The organism is Rhodococcus zopfii NBRC 100606 = JCM 9919 (genome assembly GCF_001895025.1).
GTDB classification, from domain to species: domain Bacteria; phylum Actinomycetota; class Actinomycetes; order Mycobacteriales; family Mycobacteriaceae; genus Rhodococcus; species Rhodococcus zopfii.
The window spans coordinates 170,524-195,186 of the sequence record NZ_BCXI01000001.1 but is presented as its reverse complement, the minus strand read 5'-3'; the positions used below and the strand labels follow the sequence as shown (position 1 = coordinate 195,186).

The following is a 24,663-nucleotide window of genomic DNA, read 5'->3' as shown; positions in this document are numbered from 1 at the left end:
GACGGAAGAAGTCCCATGACAGAAACAACGAGTGTGCAGCGGACGCCGCGCAAGGCGGCGCTCGCCGCGTGGAGCGGCAGCGCACTGGAGTACTACGACCTTGCGATCTACGGCACCGCGGCCGCACTCGTGTTCCCCACGATCTTCTTCCCCGAAGGCAACCGCGCCGCCGCCACGGTCGCGTCGCTGGCCACCTTCGGCGTCGCATACGTCGCCCGGCCGTTCGGTTCCTTCCTGATGGGACATGTCGGCGACCGCTACGGACGGAAGAAGATTCTCATCGGCACCCTCCTGCTGATGGGTGTGTCGACCTTCCTCGTCGGGTGTCTGCCCACCTACGGTCAGGTCGGCCTGCTCGCCCCGGCGATGCTCGTCGTCCTCCGGCTCCTCCAGGGAATCTCGGCTGCCGGCGAGCAGGCCGGAGCCAACTCGATGTCGTTCGAGCATGCACCCGACCACCGGCGGGGCTTCTTCACGAGCTGGACACTCAGCGGCACACAAGGCGGACAGGTCCTGGCGCCCGCGGTGTTCCTTCCGCTCGCGGCACTGCTGTCGGACGAGCAACTGCACGCCTGGGGCTGGCGAATCCCGTTCTGGCTCAGCGCGGTCGTGGTCCTCGTCGGATTCGTCATCCGGCGCACCCTCGACGAGACCCCCGAATTCCACTCGGAAAAGGAACACGCAGGCGTACCCCGCGCACCGCTGTCCCTCCTCCTGCGCGACCACCGGCGCGGCGTGCTCCGCGTGTTCTTCGCGTCCTTCATCGCGATGGTCAACACCGCCTTCCAGGTCTTCGCCCTCAATTTCGCAACCGACGACGAGTACGGCATCGGTATCGCCTCCAGCACGATGCTGTGGCTCGCGATCGTCGCGAACGTGATCGCCGTCGGCACGATCCCCCTGTGGGCCATGCTCTCGGACCGAATCGGCCGCAAACCGGTGTTCCTGTCGGGCCTGGCCGGCAGCGCCGTTCTGGTCGCGGCGTTCCTGTGGTCGATCTCCCGCGGCGACGTGCCCCTCGTCCTGGTCACCGGAATCCTGCTCGCCGGCGTCGTCTACAGCATGCCCAACGCCTGCTGGCCGGCGACATATGCCGAGTACTTCCCGACGAGCGTCCGCCTGTCCGGGATGGCGATCGGAACCCAGTTCGGTTTCGCCCTCGCCGGGTTCACCCCGGCCATCGCCGGTTCGCTCATGAACGGCGACGCGGGCAACTGGTACCGCGTGGCCCTGTTCGCCGCCGGAGCGGTCGTCGTCTCCGCCGGCGCGGTCGCCACCGGACCGAACGGAACCCACAAGGTCGCGACCCCCGATCTCGGCTCGATGCCCGAGGCGCACACCTCCCCGGTTCCGGTCGGAGCACCGCGATGACCACACGCCCCACCATCGCGGTCCTCAACGGACCCAACCTCAACCTGCTCGGCCGACGCGAACCCGCGCTCTACGGCACCGCGACCCTGGCCGACCTCGAGAAACTCTGCGACCGCACCGCAATCGAGCTCGGCTACGACCTCGACTTCCGCCAGACCAACCACGAGGGCACCCTCGTCGACCACATCCACGACGTCCGCGACCGGGCCCGCGGAATCGTGATCAACGCGGCGGCCTACACCCACACCTCGGTCGCCGTGCGCGATGCGCTCGCGACCGTCGCCGCACCCGTGATCGAGGTGCACCTGACCAACGTCCACACCCGGGAGCCGTTCCGGCACGTGTCGTACATCGCGGCGGTCGCGACCGGCGTCGTCGCAGGATTCGGACCCGCCGGCTACGAGTACGCGCTCCGGCACGTCGCGACCCTGAACAGCCCGGAAGCCCTGGACGGCCCGATCGAGGAACAGCACGATGCCCACCACTGAACACCCCACCTTCGTCCTCGGCCTCGTCGGCGCCGGCATCGGCGGCTCACTGACCCCCGCGATGCAGGAACGAGAAGGACGCGAGTCCGGCTGCGGCCTCGCCTACCGGCTGATCGACGCCGAACGTCTCGGCTTCGGTGCCGACGATCTGCCGCGGGTTCTCGCGTGGGCTCGCCGCCTCGGGTTCGACGGACTCAACATCACGCACCCGTTCAAGCAGCGCGTGATCGAGCTCCTCGACGAACTGAGCGAGGACGCCGAGGACCTGGGCGCGGTCAACACCGTGGTCTTCCGGGACGGTCGCGCACTCGGCCGCAACACCGACTGGTCGGGGTGGGGACGCGCGTTCCGTCGCGTGCTGCCCGACGCGGTGTCGGACCGCGCTGTGCTCGTCGGGGCGGGGGGAGCCGGCTCCGCCGTCGGCTACGCGCTGCTCGAACAGGGCGCGGCGCACGTGTCGATCGTCGACGTCGACACCGAGAAGGCACAGCAGTGTGCGACCCGCCTCGCCAAACGATTCGGCGACGACCGCATCACCGCGACCACCGATCTCGCCGGCGCACTGGCCGGCGCCCAGGGATTGATCAACGCGACCCCGACCGGCATGACCGGGCACCCGGGACTCCCCGTGCCCGCCAACCTCGTCCGAGGCGACCTGTGGGTGTCGGACGTCGTCTACTTCCCACTCGAGACCGAACTCGTCCGGCTGGCCCGCGCACAGGGATGCCGTGTCGTGCCCGGAGGCGGGATGGCGGTCTTCCAGGCAGTCGGGGCATTCGAGTACTTCACCGGCCGCCGACCCGACCCGGACCGGATGCTGCGTCATTTCGAGGAGTTGACCCGCTGATGCACCGTGGAATCGCGACCGTGTCCTTGTCCGGAATTCTCGAGGAGAAACTCGAGGCGATCGCCGCCGCCGGGTTCGACGGCGTCGAAATCTTCGACAACGATCTCGTGGCGTCGCCACTTCCGCCGCAGGAGGTCGCCCACAGGTGCGCGGACCTGGGCCTGACGATCGACCTGTTCCAGCCGCTGCGGGACGTCGAAGGTGTCGATCCCGCGCGTTTCCCGGCCGTGCTGCACCGGGTGCGCCGCAAGCTCGAGGTTGCCACCGCGCTCGGCGCTCGCACGATGCTCGCGTGTTCCAACGCTCTGCCCGACGCCGTCGACGATCCGGACCTGTCGGCCGAGCAACTGCACGCGGTCGGCGAGCTCGCCGCGTCCTTCGGTGTCACGGTGGCCTACGAAGCGCTCGCCTGGGGCCAGCACGTGAATCGGGTCGGTGAGGCGTGGGCGGCGGTGGTCCGCGCCGGCCACCCGGCAATCACCCTCGCGGTGGACACCTTCCACATGCTCGCGCGCGGCGACGACGGCTCGGCCCTCGCCGGGATCCCCGGTGACCGCATCGGATTCCTGCAGGTGGCCGACGCACCCCTGCTCGACATGAACGTGCTCGAGTGGAGCCGGCACTTCCGGTGCTTCCCCGGCCAGGGCACACTCGACGTCGCCGGGGTCGTCGCGGCGGCGGTCGCGGCCGGCTACCGCGGGCCGCTGTCCCTCGAGATCTTCAGTGACGTCGTGCGCGAGGCCGATCCGTTCGTCACCGCCCGCGACGGTATGCGGTCGCTGGTGTTCCTCGAGGACCAGCTGGGAGCCCGGCTGGCCGGATCCGCCCGCGAGCAGGTCGCCGTCGCACCTCCGGTCCCGCGCCGTACCGACATCGCTTTCGTGGAGCTCACAGCTCCCACCGGATCGGCATATCCGGAGCTGTTGTCCGGATTGGGATTTCATGTCGCGGGCCGTCATCGGTCCAAGCCCGTCGTGTGGTGGCGCAACGGCGGCGCGCACGTGGTGCTCAACGAAGCACCCGCGCCTTGCCCCGCCGCGACCGCGTTCGGGCTGATCGCCCCGCCGGCCGCGGATGTCGCCGACCGTGCCGCGGCGCTGCTGTGGCCCGCGGTCGACAAGACCCGCGGTGACGGCGAGGCCGACCTGCCGGGGATCACGTCGCCGTCCGGGCTGCACGTGTTCGTCAGTGCCGAACCCGGCGAGAGCGACGACTGGCGCACCGACTTCGTCGCCGCAGATGCAGGCGCACCGGACGACGGATGGCTCGGCGTCGACCACATCGATGTCGCCGTCTCCGCCGACCAGCTCAACGAGGAACTCTCGTTCTTCCGCACCCTGTTCGGATTGCATCCGGCGAGTTCCGAGGAGTACATCCGACCCGAGGGGCGGCTGCGCATCCGTGCGCTGCGCGCGGAGAAGGGCGATCTGCGTATCGCTCTCACCGTTTCCGACAGCGGTGGTGGCTCGCAGCAGCACGGCATCACGCAGCTGGCGTTCGCGACCTCCGATGTCGTCGACGCGGTGCGGCGCATGCGCTCCCGCGGCGTCGAACTGCTGAGCCCGCCCGACAACTATTACGCGGATCTCGATGCGCGTTTCGCGCTCGACCCCGGTTTGCTCGCCCTGCTCCGGCAGCACGACCTGCTCTACGACCGGCACGACAGGGGAGAGTTGCTGCACGCCTACACCGTCCCCGTGGAGGGCGGGTTCCAGGTCGAGATCCTGGAACGTCGCGGCGGGTACGACGGCTACGGATCGGCGAACACCCACGTGTGGCTCGTATCCGCGTCGACGCGACGTCGCTGACCTCCCCGGCGCTCGTCGGCGGCACCGTTCATGGCGCCGGGGGCTGCTGCTCCGGATCGGTGACCTCGGTGACCTCGGTGGCCTGGGCGGCTCGGACGGCCGCGAGCTCGGCACGCAGACCGGCTACTTCGGCGCGCAGATCGGTGAGTTCGGCCCGCAGCTCGTCGCCGCGGTCGCGGGCGGCGGACTCGGCGGCCTGCGCGGTGGCGGCGGTGATGCGGGCCTGTTCGAGGGCATCGCGTAGCTCGGCGACTCGGGTGCGTTCGGCTTCGAGATCCGTGCGGATCCGGGTCTCGGTGGCGGTGTGCTGGTCGGCGTCGGCCTGAGCTCGTGCAAGGTCGCCGTGGGCGCGGGCGAGTTCGGTGCGCAGGGCGTCCCGCTCCGCAATGGCATCGGTCAGGTGCTGCTGCTGCGCGGTGATCGTTTCCTGTAGTTCGGTGGTGATACGCGTGTGCTCGGCTGCGGCGGCGTCGAGTTGTTCGCGCCATTGGCTCAGTGTCTGCGCGTGGTCCTGCTTGAGTCGGGTCAGCTCCTCCTCGTGCGCGACGTTCAGTTGTTGCACCCGCTCGGTGTGTGCTGCGCGGGCGTCGGCGAGTTCCGCGTCGACCGCGTCCACCGCGGCATCGGCGTTCTCCCGGTCCTCGGTCGCCTGCGCCAGCTGCTCGCGCAGGCGGACGATCCTGGCGTCCGCGTCGGCCTTGACCTTGGCAAGTTCCGTCGACGCTCTGGTCAGCTGCGCTTCGAGCGCCGCCGGATCGGTGAGTTTGTCGACGGCGGCGGTGATCTGCGCCGCGACCGCGCTGTACTGCTCGAGGCTCGCCGCGGTCAGCGTGCGCAGCGACGACACCGCTGCGGCAAGGTTGGCGGCGCCTTCGCCCGGGTCTGCGGGGGAGGTGAGCTCGGCGAGCTGTGCCGCTTCCTTGCGCTGTCGTTCTCGTTCGCGGTGTGCGCGCACCCGGTCGGCGGGGGAGGCGTACTTGCGCGGCCTGCCGACGCGCGGCTTCGACTCTTCGACACCGTTGTCTGTGTTCATTCTGACCCTTTCAGCTCCGGAATGATCCTTATATCATTACATTACGCGAAACGTAACGAGACACGAAACGGAAAAGACGGGGGTTTGCCAGCGAAATCGCAGGTGGAGGATGTGCAGATGGCACCGGCGAGATCATGTTCTGCCAGTTCGGGAAAGTTCGACTCATTGCATGCGGACATGCGCATAGCCGAATGTAAATTCGCCAATCGTCATAATCCCCACTTATGACGATCAGAGCCGCCGAGCGGATCGAAAACTGGGTAGGGGTGGCGCTCTCCCGTGGCTGACCCGGTCGGTGCCGGTCGCCCTTTGTGTCAGGCGCCGGGGCGACCGCTCGGCCCGCAGGTGGTCACCGTCGCCGCCGCGCGCAAGATCCGCCACGCGGTGCGAGCGCCGGTGCAGCGAAACTGGTTGAGCTGCAAGGCTATTCCTCGCAGCAGCGGAGTGCGGTCGGTGTCGGAGCGTGGATCAGGGAGCCCGTCGCATGCGGGTGATGGCCCCGGTCGGCTCGGGTGAGTGCGCCGGTCCCCGCAAGCAGGTTCGCCGCATGCTCGCGCACCGCCGCCACGATCTGCGTGACGCTAGGGTCTACCGTCGCCGCGGGCCGCAGGATCCCAGTGGGTACCACCCTCTCGTTGCCTGAGCGATCGAGCGGCCGGTGGCCGCGGCCGGGGATCGTCCCAGAAGCCGCGGCCCCGACGTGGAGCCCAGCCCGCTCGGCGGTTCGGAGCAGGCGCGCCCAGAACGGCCGGTCCGGCCCGCCGGCGCACCATCACTTCGACGGGCCGGGCCGCGCTCATCGCAGCACCGCTAGCGGAGTGGACGCCGCGTACAGGCACCAGGCACCAGGCACCAGGCGCCGTGGCCGACGGCCGCGTCGGCCACGGCGGCCCAACGACTGCCTGCACACCCGCCACACACCGGCGGCTGGTTCCCTCCACCCGGTCCGTGCGGGGGGTCTCGGCGCTCACCAACTCGTTCCGGGCCTCGATGTCGGGTGACCGGTCAGTGCCGGTGCGACCGGTGCTCCAGGAGCAGCAGCAGTCCCAGCATCAGACCGAACAGCAGATGCTCGATCAGGAACGTGCCGAAGCCGACCATCGAAGTCATGTTGCGGATCTGATCGCCGCTGCCGAAGATCGCTGCCGCGAGCGGCAGGCCCACCCAGGTGCTCACCGCGAAGACGACCACGCCCCACACCAGCGCCGCGGCGACGAGAATCGTTCCGCGCAGCCGCAGCCGCAGCAGTGCCGCGCCGATCCCGAACAACGCCCCGAACACGGCGCCGACCATCATGTGGATTACCGCACCCGCCGCGGCGGGTGCGAGGGTGAAGTAGAACGAGTCACCCATCATCGCCTGCTGCATCGAGGTCATCATCGTCTGGGGCGAGGCGAACACGGACGCGATGTGATAGAGCGGAGTGAAGAACCCGGAATGCTGATAGGTCGCGGCGGCAAGCATCGCGTAGGCTGCCATCGTCATCGAGGCGCCCACACCCGCCAGTGCACCCCAGGTGGCCGCGGCGCCGACACCGCGGGCCGCGGCGGAGCCCAAACCACTCGACGAGTTCGTACTGCCGGAAGTTGAAGTGGCCATGATGGTTCCCTTCGATCGAACGTGAACTGAGTCGCCCCGCAGTCAAGTCGATCGACGCCGGTCGGCACCCGCAAAGTGTCAGCGAGGTGACACGATGGCCAGATGGACAGTGAGACGATGGGGGCCATCGGGCACGCGATCCGACTGCTCGGCGGCGGTCACAGGCCCGAGGACATGAAGGTGCGGAACGCCGCATGGATCGCGCGCTGCGTCGGCCGGGGGGACTCCGCCCCGCTACTTCCCGGCGATCTCACCGCACTGGCGAACACTCTGCGTACCCAGTCGGTATCGGCAGGGACGGTGGTGTTCGACGCCGACAAACCGCCGGGTGGCGTGTGGATCGTGCGGCACGGACAGATCGAGCTGTCCGTCGGGGCCGGGCGCCACCGCGCGGTGATCCACGTCCTGCGCCCCGGCGACGTCGACGGCGACCTGCCTCTGCTTCTGGACATGCGGATGCCCTACACCGCCCGCGCCCTCACCGACTCGGTCTGCCTGTTCCTCGACCGCGCGGCCTTCGAATCGCTGCTTGCCACGCATCCGGCGATCGCCCGTCGCTGGCTCTCGAGCGTCGCCCAACGCCTCGCTGCCAGCCAGGCCCGGATCCTCGGACTCCTCGGCCGCACCCTGACCGCGCAGGTCGCCCAGCTGCTCCTGGACGAGGCCGGCGATGGATCGGTCGAACTGGCCCAGCGCACCCTCGCCGCGATGCTCGGTGTGCAACGACCGTCGCTCAACAAGATTCTCAAGGACTTCGAACGAGCCGGGCTGGTCACGATCCGGTACGGGGCCGTCGACGTCCTCGATGCCACCGGGTTGGCGCGCCGCGCATCGTGACCCGAGCCACCGCCCTCGACCCCGCCACCGCCCGGGTGCGGGGACTCTTCCCGCGGGGCAGACCGCAAAGAACGACCGTATCGATGCCCCGGCGGTGCCGGGACGGACCGCCCACACCGTGGCCCGGCTGCTGCCGGGCGGCGGATCAATGCAGGTGCAGGTCCGGCCACGGCGGCCGGCGGAGAATGGCGAGGGTTCCGAGCGTGGCGGCGACCAGCCCGATCAGTTCGCCGAGCAGTGCGATGCGCGTGGCATCGACCACGGGTTCCCAGCGGACCTCGCCGCCGCGGACGACGAACACCCCGATCGGTTTCTGAACCGGCGTCGCATCGTTACGTCGGAACCAGGGTCGATGGAAGCCGGTCACGGTGATGATCGTGGTGCCGTCCGTTGTTTCGTGCGGTTCGCCGTAGACGGAAGCCACGCCGGCTCGATGGGGATCGGTCACTGTCCGGATGTTCATCGCGCAACCCCTCGAAGATTTCGTCGTTCCCCGCCGACACGCCGATTCATCGTCGCATCCGACCGCGCCTCGCCGGGCTGGATACGGTGCGGGAATCGGATGGCCGTAGTCCGGTCACGGAAGGGGAGTGTCACAGTGACGGAAGAGGTCGGTGGCGCACAACTCGTTTCCCGCGATGACTCGCGACCCGCACTGTCCGGCCTGCCACCGAATCTCCCGGACGGCGCCGACGACGCGATGCGTCGGCTGCGGGACAAGGCGGCCTCCGACAACACCCGCGCCGCGCACACCGCAGACTGGGAGAAGTTCGTCCGCTGGTGTGAAGGGTGTGGGAACACGCCGCTTCCCGCAGCGCCGGAACTGCTCGGCTGGTACCTCACCGAGAAATCCGGTGAGCTCCGCCCCGACGGCCGCTGGGCGTATGCGCCGGCCACGATGGCGCGGTGGGTCGCGACGATCAACAAGGTGCACTCCCTCGCGGGCCTGCCCGCACCGGGCCGGAACGAGACCGTCCGCGACCTCCTGCGAGGAATCCGGCGCACCCGCGCGACGCCCACCGCCCGGCGCACCCCGCTGTTGACCGAAGACGTCCGGGCGATTGTGGGAACGATGCGCACCGCCGCAACCGGGTTGGCGGACCGCATCTCCGAACGCCGGGATTCGGCGCTGCTGCTCATGGGACTCGCCGGCGCGTTGCGGCGCTCCGAACTGTGCGGCCTGGCGATCTCCGACGTGACCGCGCACCGCGCGGACGGGCTCTACGTCACGATCCGTCGTTCCAAAACCGACCGCGACGCCCATGGTCGCGTCGTGACGCTGCCGTACGGCCGCGACCCCCAGACGTGCCCGGTGTGCGCGTACCGGCGGTGGCGCGAGGTGCTCGACGTGTGGGACGAGGGTGGTCGCGCGGCCGCCGCGGCGCTCCTCGCGGACACGACGGACGACCTCGGCGATCATCACTGCCGCGGCCTGTCCCTGAAGACCGCCGATCCGGACCGCTCGTTGTTCCGGCCGGTTCATCGAACCGGTTCGATCGGATCCGGTGTGCTGGCCGGTCAATCGGTGCACTCGATGATCCAGCGTCGGGCCCGACAGGCCGGGTTCAGCCCGGAACTCGTGGCCACGCTCGGTGGGCACAGTCTGCGGGCCGGGTTCGTCACCCAGGCCGTGCGCAACGGCGCCACGACCCAGACGATCATGACGCAGACCGGGCACGCCGACGAACGGATGGTCGCGATCTACAGCCGGCACCATGCCGGACTCGTCGGCAATGCCGTCACCGAGCTGGGACTCTGAGCGGAACCGTCACAGACCGCGTCCGAGAGGTCGCCGCCACCACGACTCGTCCGCCTCCATCCGCGACCGCAGGTGGTCGGCCGCGTCCGCGTTGCGGAACGGTCCCGCCAGCAGATCCGCGTAGACGTGCGCGGGTGCGACGAACCGCAACCCTTCCCGCCGCTCCATCCGGTCGAACACCACCGGCGTCCAGGGGATCGCCACCACCACGTCGGCGGCGCGGTCGACCGGACGCAGACCCAGCGCGGCGGCGAACTCGTCCGGATCGTCCGCATACACCTCGAGAACATCCGTCGCCGCGTAGTCCGTAGCACCCACGCCGGTCACTGCGTATCCCGGATCCACCCGCTCGGCGAGCTGGGCCCGCACCGCGTCGAGGCCGTCCGGAGCGGCGAAACTACGTGTGGCACAGGGCTTTCGGTCGGCGGACCAACCGCGCAGCATGGGTTCCCACTGCACGGAGGTGACGGGGCCGCGGGGAATCCGGCGGATCAGCTCACGTTCGGCGAGGACCTCGACCACGCGGTACGTGGCGCCGGTGGAGGCGCCCGACAGCTTGATGAGCTCGGGGACGGAGATGTCGCCGACATGGTCGGCGAGCGCCCGCACGACACGCTCCGACGGTTCGCCGGTCAGCACGCCCGACGGCCGGCCGGGCCCACGCCACGGGTCCGCGTCGGCACCGCGGTTGCGCACCCAGATCGCCGGGCGGGCCGCGACGAGAGTCAGGTTGCCGGTGGCGTCGGCGTAGGAGATGCCGTGCTGGTCGAGTTGGCGACGCACGGGATCGGACAGGTAGTGGGCGCACACGAACCCGCGGTCGGACTCGGTGAGATCGGCCGAGATCCGCGCGACGTCGCCGCTGAGTACGCCCCGGGAGGTGATGACGGCGTAGGAGACCGAGTCGCCGTCGGGAGCGGTGACGAGGATGCGTTTGGGCGCCTCGGGGGAGCGGGCACGGTCGGAGGTCACCGACCAGCCCAGGGGCAGACATGCCTCGAGGCTCGCCACCGCGCGGCGATAGATGTCGATGTGGCGTTCGGGGCGCGGCCCGGTGACCTCCATCGACCCACTGGAATCATCCGCAACAGTCACATCCATCACGGTACTCGCTCTGTCTATAACGGAACCAACAGAATTGCAGAATCGCAGGTCCGGGGAGCTGCCCGACGCACCGCGTGCCTGCCGGCGCGAGGAGGGGCCCTGCGATGCGCTAGTTTCAACGCCATGAGTGACAGTCTCGGCCGGTATGCGTTCATCCAGGCCACATGGCATCGCAGCATCGTCGATCAGGCTCGTGAGGGTTTCACCGACGAGATGGTTGCGCTGGGGCATTCCAAGGACTCCCTGGAATTCTTCGAGGTGCCGGGCGCTTTCGAGATTCCTCTGCACGCCCGCCGGCTTGCGCAGACCGGGCGCTACGACGGAATCGTCGCGGCCGGACTGGTGGTGGACGGCGGCATCTACCGCCATGACTTCGTCGCGACCGCGGTGATCGACGGTCTGATGCGCGTTCAGCTCGATACGGACGTTCCGGTCTTCTCTGTGGTGCTCACCCCGCATCACTTCCACGAGCACGATGAGCACATCGAGTACTTCACCCGGCACTTCGTGAAGAAGGGCGCCGAGGCGGCGCAGGCCGTCGATGCGACCGTGAAATCCTTGCGTTCACTGCCGACCGAGTAGCATCGGACCGGCTCCCATTCCGTTCCGTCCGAGCTAAATCCGGACGGAACGGAAATTCAGAATATTTAGAATTCTCCTCACTCGGCGCGCCGTGCGTCCGGAACACCCTCCTTCCGGAACCGTGTGCGACATGCGGCACCACAGTTCCGTTCTCTGTCTCGCCCTCGCCGTCGGAGGGTTCACGGCGGGATCGACCCTGACCTCGAGCACCACGAGCTCGTTCGTGTTGACCATCGGGGACGGCAGGGTAGGCCTGTTGTTCTCCGGTGGCGCCGGCCGCGTGACTCTGGGTGTGAGCCTGGCCGCGGGTGTGGCCTGGGGAGCGCGGGTCCGGTCGTATCGGGCATTTGCGGCCGTGGTCGGCCTTGCCCTGGTGGCCTTCTCGGTGGCCCCGTCGGGCGGGGAGCTCGCGGTGTACGCGGCCGCGTCCGGCGCCGGCATGCTTCTGGGTTCTCTGGCCGCGACCGTTCCGCCTCTCGGTGTCGTGCACGGTCAGACTGCCCTCGCGGCAGGAGCCATCGCGGGAATCCTGTGCGCAGAATCCCTCGTGCGACTGCGGCGCGAGTCGTCACCGCGCCGGTACGCCGACTATCTGCCCTCCTCGGCCGAGCCCGTCGATGCGCTCCCTCTGGTCTTCGTCGTCGCGGCCGCGCTCGCAGTGCTCGTGCTGATGCTGCAGGCGGACACCGGGACTGCCGCCCCGGAAGACGTGCGGTTGCGGGGGAGGGGACTGCTCGTCGGGATCATCCTTCCCGCGGCCTGGCTGATCCTGCACTGGCGATTCGTCGGGTCGGTGACCGGCCTGTACGGGGGTACGGCGTTACCCGGCTGGTGGTGGGGCGGCCTCGCTCTGATCCCGGTCACGGTCGCCATGGCGGCGTGGATTCCCGGTCCGGCGGCTGCGGTGCTGCTGGCCGGGACCGCGGTTGCGTTCGTCGCTCCGAGTGAACTCGCGTGGTACACGGAGCAGTGGTGGGCGCTGCTGATTCCGGTGGCGCTGGTCGCTTTCGGTTCGGTGGCGGGCACCCGGATTCGGCGCCCGGGGTTCGGCATCGCCGGACTCGTCGTCGTGATCGCAACGGCACTGGTCGACAGTCCACCGTGGGACAGCGTGCAGCTCATCGCGGTGCTCGGTGTATTCCCGCTCGCAGCCGCGTTCCTCATCGCCTCCTGTCTGCCGTCGGAGCCGGCGATCACGGTGACGGCGCTCGCGGCACCAGCAGCGATCCTCGTTCCCTTGTCGGCTGAATACGGCTGGACGGCCTACACGCCGCTACCGGGGGAGCGGATCGGATCGACGGGACTCGTATCGACGGTGGTGACAGGGACGGCGATTGTGGCGTTGGGGGCAGGGATCAGTTGGGTGAGGGGTCGTCCGGACGGCGATCGCAACGGTTCGGAGAGCGGCGGGAGCACCGAAACCTGATCGTGGTTCCCATACGAGGGTGCCAGGAAATTCTGGATAGGACGGAATAGCAATATATACTGAATATCGACAGACTCACGCACCATCATCCTCGAACCAAAACCCGTCCGGGGGAGTAGCGGCGCGCAGGTCGAAGACCTTCTCGGGATCGCCCTGCGGGTCACTGGTCGGATTGCGGCCCGAGAATCGCCGGATATCGCACAGCTGCCCGGTAACGAAGCCGGTGAGCGGACGAAGTGCTAGTCGTGCCCGGCGCGGGGGTGGGGAAACGTCTACTCCGCCGGTGTCGTGTTCGGGGCCCGCGGCCGCGCTGCCGACCGGAACGCGTTGCCGGACTCGTGCTGCCTCGCTCGGTCCGGTTGTGCCGTGCGGGTCGAGTTCACCGCGATACGGGCCCGGCTTCGGGCGGGGTTCTCCGCCGGGGAGCGCGAGCCGCAGGATGGTGCGGTGCACTGTGGACCACTGGTGTACCAACCCTCCGGAGTTGTACGGCAGTTCGTACCGTTCGCAGATCTCGCGCACCCGGGGTGCGATCTGCGCGTAGCGGCTGCTCGGCATGTCCGGGTACAGGTGATGCTCGACCTGGTATCCCAGGTTTCCGCTGATGATGTGGAACAGGGGGCTTCCCTCGATGTTCGCTGCACCGACGAGTTGGTGCACATACCAGCCACCGCGGGTCTCGCGTTCGACCTCCTCCTGGCTGAAGGTGTAGGTCTGGTCCGGGAAATGTCCGCAGAAGATGATTCCGTGCGCCCACACGTTGCGGATGACGTTCGCGGTGGCGTCCGCCATCAGAGTGGTCCAGAACGTGCGTTCGACGCCCGGGATGATGCGATCGAGTACGTCTGCGACGGTTGACAGTCGACCGGTGGGTCGTAGGGTCCGCAGCAGATCTCCGATGCGGGACGATTTCGGTTGGCCGAGCCGGCCCCGGAAGGCAAGCTGGGTCAGACCGAACGCGCCGGCACTGATCAACGGCCAGCCGCCGTAGTCGTTGACGATCTGTGCACGGGCCTTGCCGGCGATGCCGTGGAGATCGTCCATGACCTCCGACCAGGACTTCTCGCCGGCCCGTACCGCCTCGAGGTCGACGTCGTGTAGCGCAACTCCCCATTCGAAGAACGCCATGAGCAGCACGTTGTAGAAGGGTTGTGCCAGGTACACCGGGGTTCCACTTCTGATGCGCAACCACGTCGTCGAGGCCGTTGCAGTGGTCGAGATGGCGCAACATGCTCACGATCGCGGTGATTCCGCTGCCTGCGCTGACGAACAGTAGCTTGTCCGGGAGTGGATCGGGCAGGGCGAACACGCCCTCGACCTCGCTGAGCCGGACGATGTCGTGGGGGCGATCTCGCGGACCAGGAAAGGCGAGACCGTGCCGGTGGGCACCACCTTCGGGGTGACGCTGATCAGGCCGTCGTCGGAGTGCGGGTCCGAGGTCAACGAGTACGCGCGCCAGTGGTAGACGCCGTCGATCATCACGCTGAGCCGCACATACTGGCCCGCCCGGTGCCCCGGCCATTCGTGGCCCGGCCGGATCACCACCGTGGCCGCCGAATCGCCGCGGAGCGGGGTGCGCGTCCGAACGTCCCGAAGGCGCGGAGACGGCTGTTACGGGCGATGCGACATCTGTTTACGCCGTTGCGAGCGGACGATTACCTGGAACTCATCAATCCGCTGTGGACCGCCCGGGAATTGCGTGGGCGGGTGGAACGGATCGATCCGGCCATCACCCCACCGTAGGGGACTGCGCGGGCACCGACCGGCGGTTCCCAGGGTTCGGTTGCCGTTCCGAGGGCGCAAGGTACGACGCCACCCGGCGGGGGAGGGGAGCGCCGAAGGGAACCGCAGCGGCAAGCCGCCGGCGGTGGCGAGTAGCGAGGTGCTGTCGGGGCGAGGCCCTCCAAAGGACGCCGCCTGTAAAGGCTCGGATAATGACGGAGGCGAGACCTGGTTGCCGTCTCGATCAACTCTGTATCAAGGAGATAATTCCGAACTATACGGAAATTCACAATATACCGAAATCGCCCCACTCTCGAACCCACCACCAATACAAACCACTCCCGTTCACGACAACTCACCCAACCTCTACGCCACGCGTCGGCCTACGAATCCGCGAGCAAGGCGTCGATGGCGATGCGCGAAGAGTCTCGTGACGATTTGCCGGGCGAGCTCGTTCCCGTAGGGGAGTCGCGAGAGTGGAACACGCAGCTCCATCGTGAGCCGGTCGTGCACGCGGGTACGACCGGGACCGGCAGGAGTGAGAGTGCGTTCGTGCTCCCAGCGGCGCATCGTCAGCATCGATGACTTCTCGAGGAAGCGTCTGCCGGGTGCGAGTTCGGCGATGGTGAGCGCGTCGTATTCGACGATGACGAGGTGGCTCACAGGAAGATCCCTTCGTCGGTTTCGCCCACCGTAGCCACCGCGATCACCGCATGCAGCTACCCCAGTACCAGGTGGATCCGCCCGTCGACCACGTGCGCCGGGTACGTCCGGACGGAACCGATTCCGGCAGTGGTGCAGGCACCTGTCTCGAACGAGAATGCGTACTGGTGTAGTGGGCACACCACGACCGCGTCGTCGATCTGGCCGTCGGCGAGCGGTCCGGCCCGGTGTGGGCACATCGCGTCCGTGGCGCGGACCGTGCCGTCGGCCAGCAGGTACACGGCGATCTGCCGGCCGTCGACCACATAGGCGCGACCCTCTCCGGCGGTGAGGTCGGTGATCGCTCCGACGTCGGTCGTCACGGCGTCGTGCAGGGCGGTCATCGGGCCGGAACCTGGGGGAGCGGGAGCAGCGGCAACGACGGGACGAACTGCGCCGGCGATTTCGGTGTGGTGCGTTCGAGCCAAGGGTCGCGGTAGCCGGCGACCGCGGCGGCGATCCGTTCGTCCAAGCCGGTCACGATGTTCTCCTCGTCGTGGAGCAGCAATGCCTGCAGGCGGTCGATGCCCAGGCGCGGTACGAAGTCGTAGGTGCGTTCGAGCCACCGAGCGTTCTCGCGGTAGTACTGGATGAACCGTCCCGCGATGGTCAGTACCTCCTCACCGGAGTCGACGGTGGCGAGGAGGTCGCCCTTGCGGATGTGCGCGCCTGCGGCCCCACCGACGTAGATCTCCCAGCGACCGTCACCGACCGCGACGCCGCCGAAGTCCTTGCACAGCGCCTCGGAGCAGTTGCGGGGGCAGCCCGCGACCGCGAACTTCAGCTTCGCCGGGGTTTCGAGGCCCTGGAAGCGGTCCTCGATCGCGATGCCGAGCGATGTGGAGTCACCGAGCCCGTAGCGGCAGTAGTCGCTGCCGACGCAGGTCTTCACGGTGCGCACGGACTTGCCGTAGGCGTAACCGGACGGCATGCCCAGATCTGCCCACACCTTCGGGAGGTCTTCCTTGCGGATGCCGAGCAGGTCGATGCGTTGGCCGCCGGTCACCTTGACCAGCGGCACCGAGTACCGGTCGGCGACGTCGGCGATGCGTCGGAGCTGGTCCGGGGTGGTCACGCCGCCCTTCATCTGGGGGACCACCGAGAAGGTGCCGTCGCGCTGGATGTTGGCGTGCACGCGGTCGTTGATGAACAGGGCACCGCGTTCGTCGATCCAGTCGGGTCCCCACACCACGCGCAGCAGCGAAGCCAGCGGCATCTTCGCGGCCGCGTCCTCGCCGGCGGGGGCGAGCGCGGCGAACACCTGTGACACCGAGCGCAGATCCCGCGCGCGGATTGCGGTGATCAGGTCGGGCTTGCGCAGCGGGATACACGGCACGTACCAGTTCGCGGCGGGATCGTCGGCGAGTTCGCCGCCGGCCGCGCACGCGACGATGTCGGCGACCAAGCCCTTGCAGGATCCGCATCCTTTGCCGGCGCGGGTCTTCGCGCACACCTCGGCGAGGGTGGCGGCGCCACTGTGAACGCAGGCGACGAGGTCGCCTTTGGTGACGCCGTTGCAGTTGCAGACCTGGGTGTCGTCGGGCAGATCGGCGGCCACGTCGGGTCCCTGGGGTTCGCCGATGTCGAAGAGCAGTGCCGCGCGGTCCTCGGGGAGGTCGATCCTGCCGTCGAAGGCCTGGGCGAGCATCGAGGCCTTGCCGATGTCGCCGAGCAGGGTCGCGCCGACGAGGGCGCCGTCGCGTACGACGACGGCCTTGTACACGCCGCTGCGCGGATCGTAGAACTGGACGAACTCGTCGTCTTCGCGTTCCGGTCCCTTGACGCCCATCGCGGCGACGTCGATTCCCGCGACCTTCAGTTTGGTGGTGGTGCGGGAGCCGCAGTAGGCGGCGTCGGGGTTCGTGCCGGTGAGGTGTTCGGCGAGGACGACGGCCTGTTCCCATACCGGTGCCACGAGGCCGTACACCTCGCCGCGGTGCTGCGCGCATTCGCCGACGGCGTAGACGCTGGATTCGTCCTCGCAGCGCATCTGGTCGTCGACGACGATGCCGCGTTCGACGACGAGGCCACCGCTGCGGGCGAATTCGGTGTTGGGGCGGATCCCGGCGGCGACGACGACCATGTCGGTCTCGACGGTGTCCCCGTCGGCGAAGCGCACGCCCGTCACGGCGTCGCGGTCGTCGCGCAGGATCGCGGTGGTGCGGGCGCCGGTGCGGACGGTGATCCCGCGCTTCTCGATCTCGGTGCGCAGCACACGCCCGCCGCGCTCGTCGAGCTGCTGATTCATCAGGTGGTCGGGGGAATGCACGACGGTGACGGCCAGTCCCTGGGTGCGCAGCCCGTAGGCGGCCTCGAGGCCGAGGAGGCCACCGCCGATGACGACGGCAGATACGTCGTCGTGGGCGTCGGCCATCTGCAGCATGCCGTTGGTGTCGGCGATGGTGCGGAACCCGAAGATCCCGCGGCCGAGGCGGCCGTCGGACTCGCGCAGGCCGTCCATGTTCGGGAAGAAGGTGTTCGATCCGGTCGCCACGATCAGCAGGTCGTAGCCGACTTCGCGGCCCGATTCGCAGGTGACGGTCTTGGCGAACCGGTCGAGGTGGATCGCGCGGTCGCCGGCGTAGAGAGTGACGCCGTTCTCGCGGTACCAGCTCATGGGGTTGAGGACGAGTTCGTCGTCGTCCACGTCCGCCTCACCGGCGAGCACGTGCGAGAGCATGATCCGGTTGTAGTTGCCGTACGGCTCGTCGCCGATCATGGTGATGTCGAACTGCTCGCGACCGCCGCGCGCAAGGATTTCCTCGACGGTGCGTGCGCCGGCCATGCCGTTTCCGACGACGAGCAGCCGCCGGCGCGGGGTCTCCGAGGTGGGCGGTGTCGGTGTCATGCGTCGAGGGTGGGATGCACCGGTGACGGATCGGCGGCACGGGGGTTACGCGGTGATCAGGAAGACCTCACATGTGCGAGGTCGGTGGTGTCAGGGGTGCCGGGGTGTCGTACGGCGAGGACGGATCGTCGGGGCCGTGCACGAATACGCGGCGAGCGGGCAGGCGGCCGGGCGAACTAGGCCGGGTCGTCCCTGGGCGTCGCAGTGTCCCTGGGCATCGCCACGGGCGCGACGATCGCCAGGAGCAGGGCGGGCAGCACGAAGCTCGCGACCGGTGCCGCCGCGTACAACGGGGTCAGGGCCATCGGCGCGGCCGCGCCGCCGCCGAACCGGAAGGCCTGCACGACAGACACAGCTCCGCCCCGGTTACGACCCTCGCCGCCGAGCACCGCGGCATTGACCCCGACGAGCACGCACTGCGACGCGACACCGGCGACGAACCAGGCGATCGCGGCGAGCCACAGCATCGGTGCCAGACCCACGACGACCACCAGTGCCGCCCCGGCGAGCGAGCCGATCAGCACGGTCGCGGTCGCGCCGATGCGGTCGACGAGGGCGCCGACACGTCGCGCGCTGAGGATGCCGGCGATGCCGAATCCGGTGAGCAGGGCGCCGCGCTGGGCGGGGGTGAGTCCGAAGAAGTCCTGGGCGCGGAAGGCCAGCAGGAAGCTCAGTCCGCCGAGCGCACCCCACCCGAGCAGCGCGACGAGGCCGATCCGCAACACCCGGGGTCGCAGGGCGTCTCGCAGCCGGGCGGGAGCGGCGTCGGGTGGGCCGCCGATACCGCTGGGAAGGCCGATCACGGCGAGGACGGCGGCGGCGGCCGCGAGCACTACGAACGCCCACCGCCAGCCCACTTCGGCGGCGAGCCCGCCGACGAGTGGTGCGATGGTCTGCCCGGCGGCCTGCATGGCGCCGAACAGGCCGAGTGCGCGTCCGAGTTGGTCTTTCGGGGTGATCACCGCGAGCGCCGCGAGCAGCAGTGGGGTGGTGAACGCGTTGGCGACGCCTTGGAGGACCCGGGTGCCGAGCAGCAGCGTCATGGTGGGCGCGAGCGCAGAGGCCAGCGCCGCGAGGGCATACACGGCGTAGGCGGTGCGCACGGTCCGTTCGCGGCCCCACCGGGCGCCGAGCGTGCCCGAGACGAGCATCGCGAGGGCGAACGGGCCGAGGTAGGCGGTGATGGTGAGGGCGGCGTCGCCGGTGCTCACGCCGGTGTCGGCGCCGATCTCGGGCAGCATCGAGATGACGACACCGCCGCCGAAGGGGCCGAGAAACCCGCCGACGTACAGCGCCGCGCGTTGCAGTGCGGCGCTCACTGGGAGAGGCCGCCCGGTCCCCTCCGGCGCAGGTACTTCTCGAATTCGGCGGCGATCGCGTCGCCGTCGATGGTGGAGATCGTGTCGTCGAGGTCGGTTTCGGCGTCGCCGCGTTCTTCGAGGGTGCGGACGTATTCGGTGATGTCTTCGTCGTCCTCGGTCATCTCGGTGACGGTCTGTTCCCATTCTTCGGCGAGGGTGGGCAGTTCCCCGAGGGGCACTTCGATGTCGAGGACGTCCTCGACGCGGCGCAGCAGCGCGACGGTGGCCTTGGGGTTCGGCGGCTGGGACACGTAGTGGGGGACCGCCGCCCAGAACGAGACGGCGGGGATGCCCGCGCGGACGCAGGCGTCCTGTAGGACTCCGGTGATGCCGGTGGGACCCTCGTAGCGGGATTTCTCGAGGTTGAACTTCTTGGCGGCCTCGGAACTGTAGGCGGTGCCGGTGACCGGGACGGGCCGGGTGTGCGGGGTGTCGGCGAGCAGGGCACCGAGGATGACGACGGTGTGTGCGCCGATTTCCTCGACGAGTTCGAGGATGGCGTCGCAGAAGCTGCGCCAGCGCATGTTGGGTTCGATGCCGCGCAGCAGCACGATGTCGCGATCGCTGCCGGGTGGCGAGCATACGGACAGGCGAGTGGCCGGCCAGTCGATCTCGCGGGTGACGCCGTCGACGAGTCGCACCTGCGGCCGGTTGACCTGGTAGTCGTAGAACTCTTCGGAGTCGAGTTCGGCGAACGGTTCGGCGTCCCAGATCAGCTCGAGGTGTTCGACGGCGCCGCTGGCGGCGTCGCCGGCATCGTTCCAGCCTTCGAACGCAGCGACGAGCACCGGGTTGCGTAGGACAGGGATATCCGTTCCGGTGTCGTCGGCGGATTCACTTTCGCTCACCTGTCCAGCCTACGGCCAGGGCGCGATCGGGCGCCCACTAGTCTGGTGGCCATGTCCACCCCATTGCACTCTGCCTTGCTCGATGCGCTGTCGCGGCGCGTTGTCGTCGGAGACGGGGCGATGGGCACCATGTTGCAGGCCGCGGATCTGTCGCTGGACGACTTCCGTGGCCTCGAGGGGTGCAACGAGATTCTCAACGACTCCCGGCCGGATGTGATCCGCGGTATTCACCGTGCGTATTTCGAGGCGGGCGCAGACGCTGTCTCGACGAACACCTTCGGCTGCAACCTGCCCAATCTCGCCGACTACGACATCGCCGACCGTATCCGTGACCTGTCCGAACGCGGTACCCGGCTGGCCCGGGAGGTGGCGGACGAGATGGGTCCGGGCGCCGACGGCGTGGGCCGTTTCGTGCTCGGCTCGATGGGTCCGGGTACCAAGCTGCCGACGCTGGGGCATGCGCCGTTCGAGGTACTGCGTGACGCGTATGTCGAGGCTGCGCTCGGGATGATCGAGGGCGGGGCCGACGCGATCCTCGTCGAAACCTGCCAGGACCTGCTGCAGGCGAAGGCGGCGATTGTCGGGAGCCGCCGCGCGATGGAGCGTGCCGGCCGGCGGGTGCCGATCATCACGCACGTGACGATGGAGACGACCGGCACGATGCTGCTGGGCTCGGAGATCGGTGCGGCCCTGAATGCGCTCGCCCCGCTGGGTGTCGACCTGATCGGGTTGAACTGTGCGACGGGTCCGGCGGAGATGACCGAGCACCTGCGATATCTGTCGCAGCATTCCGAGGTACCGGTGTCGGTGATGCCGAACGCGGGCCTGCCGGTGCTGGGCGCGAACGGTGCCGAGTACCCGTTGTCGCCGGAGGAGCTCGCCGAGGCGTTGACCGGTTTCGTCACCGAGTACGGGTTGTCGCTGGTCGGTGGTTGCTGCGGTACGACCCCCGAGCATATCCGGCAGGTTGCCGAGGCGGTGCGTGAGCTGCAGCCGGCCGAGCGTCGGCCGGTGTCGGAGCCGGGTGTGTCGTCGCTGTATTCGGCGGTGCCGTTCGAGCAGGAGTCGTCGATCCTGATGATCGGCGAGCGCACCAATTCGAACGGTTCGAAGGCGTTCCGGGAGGCGATGCTGTCGGCCGACTACGACAAGTGCCTGGACATCGCGAAGGATCAGATCCGCGACGGCGCGAACATGCTGGATCTGAACGTCGACTATGTCGGCCGTGACGGTGCGGCGGACATGGCGCAGTTGGCGTCGCGGTTCGCGACGGCGTCGACGTTGCCGATCATGATCGACTCGACGGAGCCGGACGTGATCAAGGCGGGTCTCGAGCATCTCGGGGGCCGCTGCGCGGTGAATTCGGTGAACTACGAGGACGGGGACGGCCCCGGATCGCGGTTCCAGCGCATCATGGAGCACGTCGTCGAGCACGGTGCCGCGGTGGTGGCGCTGACGATCGACGAGGAGGGGCAGGCGCGCACCGCCGAGCACAAGGTGCGTATCGCCGAGCGCCTGATCACCGATCTGACCGAGAACTGGGGGCTGGGGCAGGACGACATCATCGTCGATGCGCTGACGTTCCCGATCTCGACCGGTCAGGAGGAGGTGCGCCGCGACGGCATCGAGACGATAGAGGCGATCCGCGAGCTTCACCGCCGCTACCCGCAGGTGCATTTCACGCTGGGCATCTCGAACGTGTCGTTCGGTCTGAACCCGGCCGCGCGGCAGGTGCTGAACTCGGTGTTTCTGCACGAGTGTGTCGAGGCCGGCATGGACACCGCGATCGTGCACGCGTCGAAGATCCTGCCGATGGCGCGGATCCCCGACGAGCAGCGGCAGGTCGCGCTTGATCTGGTGTACGACCGGCGCCGGGAGGGTTACGACCCGCTGCAGAAGCTGATGGAGCTGTTCGAGGGGGTGTCGGCGGCGTCGGCGCGCGAGTCCCGCGCGCAGGAGCTGGCGGCACTGCCGTTGTTCGAGCGGCTCGAGCGGCGCATCGTCGACGGCGAGCGCAACGGTCTCGAGGCGGATCTGGATGCGGCGATGACGCAGGTGCCGCCGTTGTCGATCATCAACGACACGCTGCTGTCGGGGATGAAGACGGTCGGTGAGCTGTTCGGGTCCGGGCAGATGCAGTTGCCGTTCGTGCTGCAGTCGGCCGAGGTGATGAAGGCGGCGGTCGCGTATCTCGAGCCGCACATGGAGTCGACCGGCGACGACGGCAAGGGCCGCATCGTGCTGGCGACCGTCAAGGGCGATGTGCACGACATCGGCAAGAACCTGGTGGACATCATCTTGTCCAACAACGGCTACGAGGTCGTCAACCTCGGCATCAAGCAGCCGATCGCGACGATCCTCGACGCCGCGGTCGACAAGCGCGCCGACGTGATCGGGATGTCGGGGCTGCTGGTGAAGTCGACGGTGGTGATGAAGGAGAACCTCGAGGAGCTCAACGCCCGCGGGGTCTCGGAGCAGTTCCCGGTCCTGCTCGGTGGTGCCGCCTTGACCCGTGGCTACGTGGAGGACGATCTGGCGGGGATCTACGAGGGTGAGGTCTCGTACGCGCGGGACGCGTTCGAGGGGCTGGCGTTGATGGATCGCATCATGGCCGTCAAGCGCGGGGAGGGCCCGGCGCCGGACAGCCCGGAGGCGATCGCCGCGCGGGAGAAGGCCGCCGAACGCAAGGCCCGGCACGAACGCAGCAAGCGCATCGCCGAGAAGCGCAAGGCGACGGAGACCCCCGTGGAGATCCCCGCACGCAGCGATGTCGCGGCGGATCTGCCGGTGCCGACGCCCCCGTTCTGGGGCAGTCGCGTCGTCAAGGGCATCGCGGTCGCCGACTATGCGGGCCTGATCGACGAGCGGGCGCTGTTCCTGGGCCAGTGGGGTCTGCGCGGGCAGCGCGGCGGGGACGGCCCGTCCTACGAGGAGCTGGTGGAGACCGACGGCAGGCCGCGGTTGCGGTACTGGCTGGACCGGTTGTCGACCGAGGGCATCCTGGCGCACGCCGCGGTGGTGTACGGGTATTTTCCGGCGGTGTCCGAGGGCGACGACGTGGTGGTGCTCACCGAGCCGCGCCCGGATGCCCCGGAGCGGTACCGGTTCACGTTCCCGCGGCAGCAGCGGCCCCGGTTCCTGTGCATCGCCGATTTCGTGCGGTCGCGGGAGGAGGCGCAGCGCACCGGGCAGGTCGATGTGTGGCCGTTCCAGCTGGTGACGATGGGCCAGCCGATCGCGGACTTCGCGAACGAGTTGTTCGCCGCGAACGCGTACCGCGACTATCTGGAGGTGCACGGTCTCGGTGTGCAGTTGACCGAGGCGCTGGCCGAGTACTGGCACCGGCGGGTGCGGCAGGAGCTGGCGTTCGCCGGGGGCGGTACCGCCGCCGACGACGATCCGGCCGAGGTGGCCGAATATTTCAAGCTCGCGTATCGGGGGGCGCGGTTCGCGTTCGGGTACGGGGCGTGCCCGAACCTCGAGGACCGCATCAAGCTCGTCGAGCTGCTCGAGCCGGGTCGGATCGGGGTGGAGCTGTCCGAAGAGTTGCAGTTGCATCCCGAGCAGTCCACCGACGCGTTCGTTCTGCACCATCCGGAGGCCAAGTACTTCAATGTCTGAGTTGATCGAACCCGCCGTCGGTGCGGCAGCGCAGGGCGGCGCGCTGCAGGCGGTGCTGTGGGACATGGATGGCACGCTGCTCGAGTCGGAACAGTTGTGGGACGTCGGGATGCGCGAGTTGTCGCTGCATCTCGGGGGACCGATGTCCGAGGAAACGCGGATCGCGACGATCGGTGGGCCGTTGGACCTGTCGGTGTGGCGGACCTTCGACGGTCTCGGTCTGGCGCCCACCCCGGACGAGCAGACCGCCGCGGAGGATTGGCTCAACGTGTTCATGGCGGGGTTGTTCGCGAAGGGCTTGCCGTGGCGGCCCGGGGCGCGCGCCGCGCTGGGTGCGGTGCGGGCGGCCGGGCTCGGCCAGGTGTTGGTGACCAACACCGGCCGCCGGTTGTGCGATGTGGCGCTCGAGACCCTCGACGGCACGCATTTCGACCACACGGTGTGCGGTGACGAGGTGCCGGCCGGCAAGCCGGACCCGGCGCCGTACCTGCGGGCCGCGGACCTGTTGGGGCTCGACCCGGCGCAGTGCCTGGCGGTGGAGGATTCCCCGACCGGCGCGGCCGCGGCGGACGCCGCGGGCTGCACGGTGCTGGTGGTGCCGTCGCTGACGACGGTGCCCGGATCGCCGCGGCGGGTGTTCCGGTCCTCCCTCGAAGGGGTGAGCGTGGACGATCTGCGGGAACTGCACGCTTCCGGGGAGCGTTGAC

At 68.8% G+C, this 24,663-nt stretch carries 19 protein-coding genes and 3 pseudogenes; 11 read left to right on the top strand and 11 right to left on the bottom strand.

The genetic code is table 11. From position 1 onward, the window contains the following. Positions 1–15: 15 nt before the first annotated feature. From RZ1_RS00835 to RZ1_RS00820, 4 genes are read left to right on the top strand one after another with little or no spacing between them, the layout of a single operon-like run. Positions 16–1,371, top strand: a complete 1,356-nt coding sequence (locus RZ1_RS00835) for an MFS transporter (RefSeq protein ID WP_072808339.1) — start codon at positions 16–18, stop codon at positions 1,369–1,371. Continuing rightward, positions 1,368–1,859, top strand: a complete 492-nt coding sequence (gene aroQ / locus RZ1_RS00830) for a type II 3-dehydroquinate dehydratase (protein ID WP_072808337.1) — start codon at positions 1,368–1,370, stop codon at positions 1,857–1,859. The genes RZ1_RS00835 and aroQ overlap by 4 nt, the downstream gene beginning before the upstream one ends. Continuing rightward, complete coding sequence (locus tag RZ1_RS00825) at positions 1,846–2,706, top strand: shikimate dehydrogenase (protein WP_072808335.1); 861 nt, start codon at positions 1,846–1,848, stop codon at positions 2,704–2,706. The genes aroQ and RZ1_RS00825 overlap by 14 nt, the downstream gene beginning before the upstream one ends. Next, on the top strand, positions 2,706–4,514 hold the full coding sequence (locus tag RZ1_RS00820) for a sugar phosphate isomerase/epimerase and 4-hydroxyphenylpyruvate domain-containing protein (RefSeq protein ID WP_072808333.1): 1,809 nt from the start codon (positions 2,706–2,708) through the stop codon (positions 4,512–4,514). Before RZ1_RS00825 ends, RZ1_RS00820 begins: the two co-directional genes overlap by 1 nt. Before the next feature lie 28 nt (positions 4,515–4,542). On the opposite strand, the gene RZ1_RS00815 is transcribed toward RZ1_RS00820, so the two are convergent. Together RZ1_RS00815 and RZ1_RS00810 are read right to left on the bottom strand one after the other, a co-directional pair. Then, a complete protein-coding gene (locus RZ1_RS00815; protein WP_072808331.1) occupies positions 4,543–5,547 on the bottom strand; it encodes a coiled-coil domain-containing protein in 1,005 nt (334 codons plus the stop codon). 1,005 nt (positions 5,548–6,552) lie between these two features. Then, positions 6,553–7,146, bottom strand: a complete 594-nt coding sequence (locus tag RZ1_RS00810; RefSeq protein ID WP_238072157.1) for a hypothetical protein — start codon at positions 7,144–7,146, stop codon at positions 6,553–6,555. 102 nt (positions 7,147–7,248) lie between these two features. Here RZ1_RS00810 and RZ1_RS00805 point away from each other — a divergent pair, with 102 nt between their 5' ends. Beyond that, entirely contained in the window at positions 7,249–7,983 is a 735-nt protein-coding gene (locus tag RZ1_RS00805; RefSeq protein ID WP_072808328.1) for a Crp/Fnr family transcriptional regulator, read from the top strand. A 145-nt stretch (positions 7,984–8,128) separates the two neighbouring features. Here RZ1_RS00805 and RZ1_RS00800 read toward each other — a convergent pair whose 3' ends face one another. After that, entirely contained in the window at positions 8,129–8,446 is a 318-nt protein-coding gene (locus RZ1_RS00800; RefSeq protein ID WP_072808325.1) for a hypothetical protein, read from the bottom strand. Between the two features lie 237 nt (positions 8,447–8,683). Between RZ1_RS00800 and RZ1_RS00795 the strand changes: the two genes are divergently transcribed. Then, positions 8,684–9,742 carry a tyrosine-type recombinase/integrase gene (locus RZ1_RS00795; protein WP_083583460.1) on the top strand — a complete coding sequence of 353 codons (1,059 nt, stop codon included), beginning with the start codon at positions 8,684–8,686 and terminating at the stop codon, positions 9,740–9,742. 9 nt (positions 9,743–9,751) lie between these two features. Here the strand turns inward: RZ1_RS00795 and RZ1_RS00790 are convergent, their stop codons facing one another. Further along, complete coding sequence (locus tag RZ1_RS00790; RefSeq protein WP_072808319.1) at positions 9,752–10,807, bottom strand: hypothetical protein; 1,056 nt, start codon at positions 10,805–10,807, stop codon at positions 9,752–9,754. Between the two features lie 162 nt (positions 10,808–10,969). Between RZ1_RS00790 and RZ1_RS00785 the strand changes: the two genes are divergently transcribed. Together RZ1_RS00785 and RZ1_RS00780 are read left to right on the top strand one after the other, a co-directional pair. Then, the gene (locus RZ1_RS00785) at positions 10,970–11,428 is read left to right on the top strand and encodes a 6,7-dimethyl-8-ribityllumazine synthase (RefSeq protein ID WP_072808317.1); all 459 of its coding nucleotides are present in this window, start codon (positions 10,970–10,972) and stop codon (positions 11,426–11,428) included. Between the two features lie 130 nt (positions 11,429–11,558). After that, entirely contained in the window at positions 11,559–12,854 is a 1,296-nt protein-coding gene (locus RZ1_RS00780) for a hypothetical protein (RefSeq protein ID WP_072808315.1), read from the top strand. A gap of 252 nt (positions 12,855–13,106) precedes the next feature. Here RZ1_RS00780 and RZ1_RS00775 read toward each other — a convergent pair. Further along, positions 13,107–14,021: pseudogene (locus tag RZ1_RS00775) on the bottom strand (fatty acid desaturase family protein); the annotation flags it as partial. Between the two features lie 19 nt (positions 14,022–14,040). Next, a pseudogene (locus tag RZ1_RS31090) lies at positions 14,041–14,417 on the bottom strand (FAD-binding oxidoreductase); the annotation flags it as partial. A gap of 45 nt (positions 14,418–14,462) precedes the next feature. Between RZ1_RS31090 and RZ1_RS31085 the strand changes: the two are divergent. After that, positions 14,463–14,579, top strand: a pseudogene (locus tag RZ1_RS31085) (ferredoxin reductase); the annotation flags it as partial. Between the two features lie 363 nt (positions 14,580–14,942). On the opposite strand, the gene RZ1_RS00765 reads toward RZ1_RS31085, so the two are convergent. The 5 genes from RZ1_RS00765 to RZ1_RS00745 form a co-directional block, all read right to left on the bottom strand. Continuing rightward, entirely contained in the window at positions 14,943–15,239 is a 297-nt protein-coding gene (locus RZ1_RS00765; protein WP_072808309.1) for an Rv1443c family protein, read from the bottom strand. A gap of 56 nt (positions 15,240–15,295) precedes the next feature. Beyond that, positions 15,296–15,622: a Rieske (2Fe-2S) protein gene (locus RZ1_RS00760; RefSeq protein WP_072808306.1), complete on the bottom strand. Its 327-nt coding sequence runs from the start codon at positions 15,620–15,622 to the stop codon at positions 15,296–15,298. Then, a complete protein-coding gene (nirB, locus tag RZ1_RS00755) occupies positions 15,619–18,126 on the bottom strand; it encodes a nitrite reductase large subunit NirB (RefSeq protein WP_072808304.1) in 2,508 nt (835 codons plus the stop codon). The genes RZ1_RS00760 and nirB overlap by 4 nt, the downstream gene beginning before the upstream one ends. 176 nt (positions 18,127–18,302) lie before the next feature. Then, positions 18,303–19,445 (bottom strand): MFS transporter, encoded by a 1,143-nt coding sequence (locus tag RZ1_RS00750; protein ID WP_072808302.1) that lies wholly within the window; start codon positions 19,443–19,445, stop codon positions 18,303–18,305. Then, positions 19,442–20,335, bottom strand: a complete 894-nt coding sequence (locus RZ1_RS00745) for a PAC2 family protein (protein ID WP_072808299.1) — start codon at positions 20,333–20,335, stop codon at positions 19,442–19,444. Before RZ1_RS00745 ends, RZ1_RS00750 begins: the two co-directional genes overlap by 4 nt. 51 nt (positions 20,336–20,386) lie before the next feature. On the opposite strand from RZ1_RS00745, the gene metH reads away from it, so the two are divergent. Beyond that, complete coding sequence (gene metH / locus RZ1_RS00740; RefSeq protein ID WP_072808296.1) at positions 20,387–23,956, top strand: methionine synthase; 3,570 nt, start codon at positions 20,387–20,389, stop codon at positions 23,954–23,956. After that, a complete protein-coding gene (locus RZ1_RS00735) occupies positions 23,949–24,662 on the top strand; it encodes an HAD family hydrolase (protein WP_072808293.1) in 714 nt (237 codons plus the stop codon). The genes metH and RZ1_RS00735 overlap by 8 nt, the downstream gene beginning before the upstream one ends. Position 24,663 lies beyond the last annotated feature (1 nt).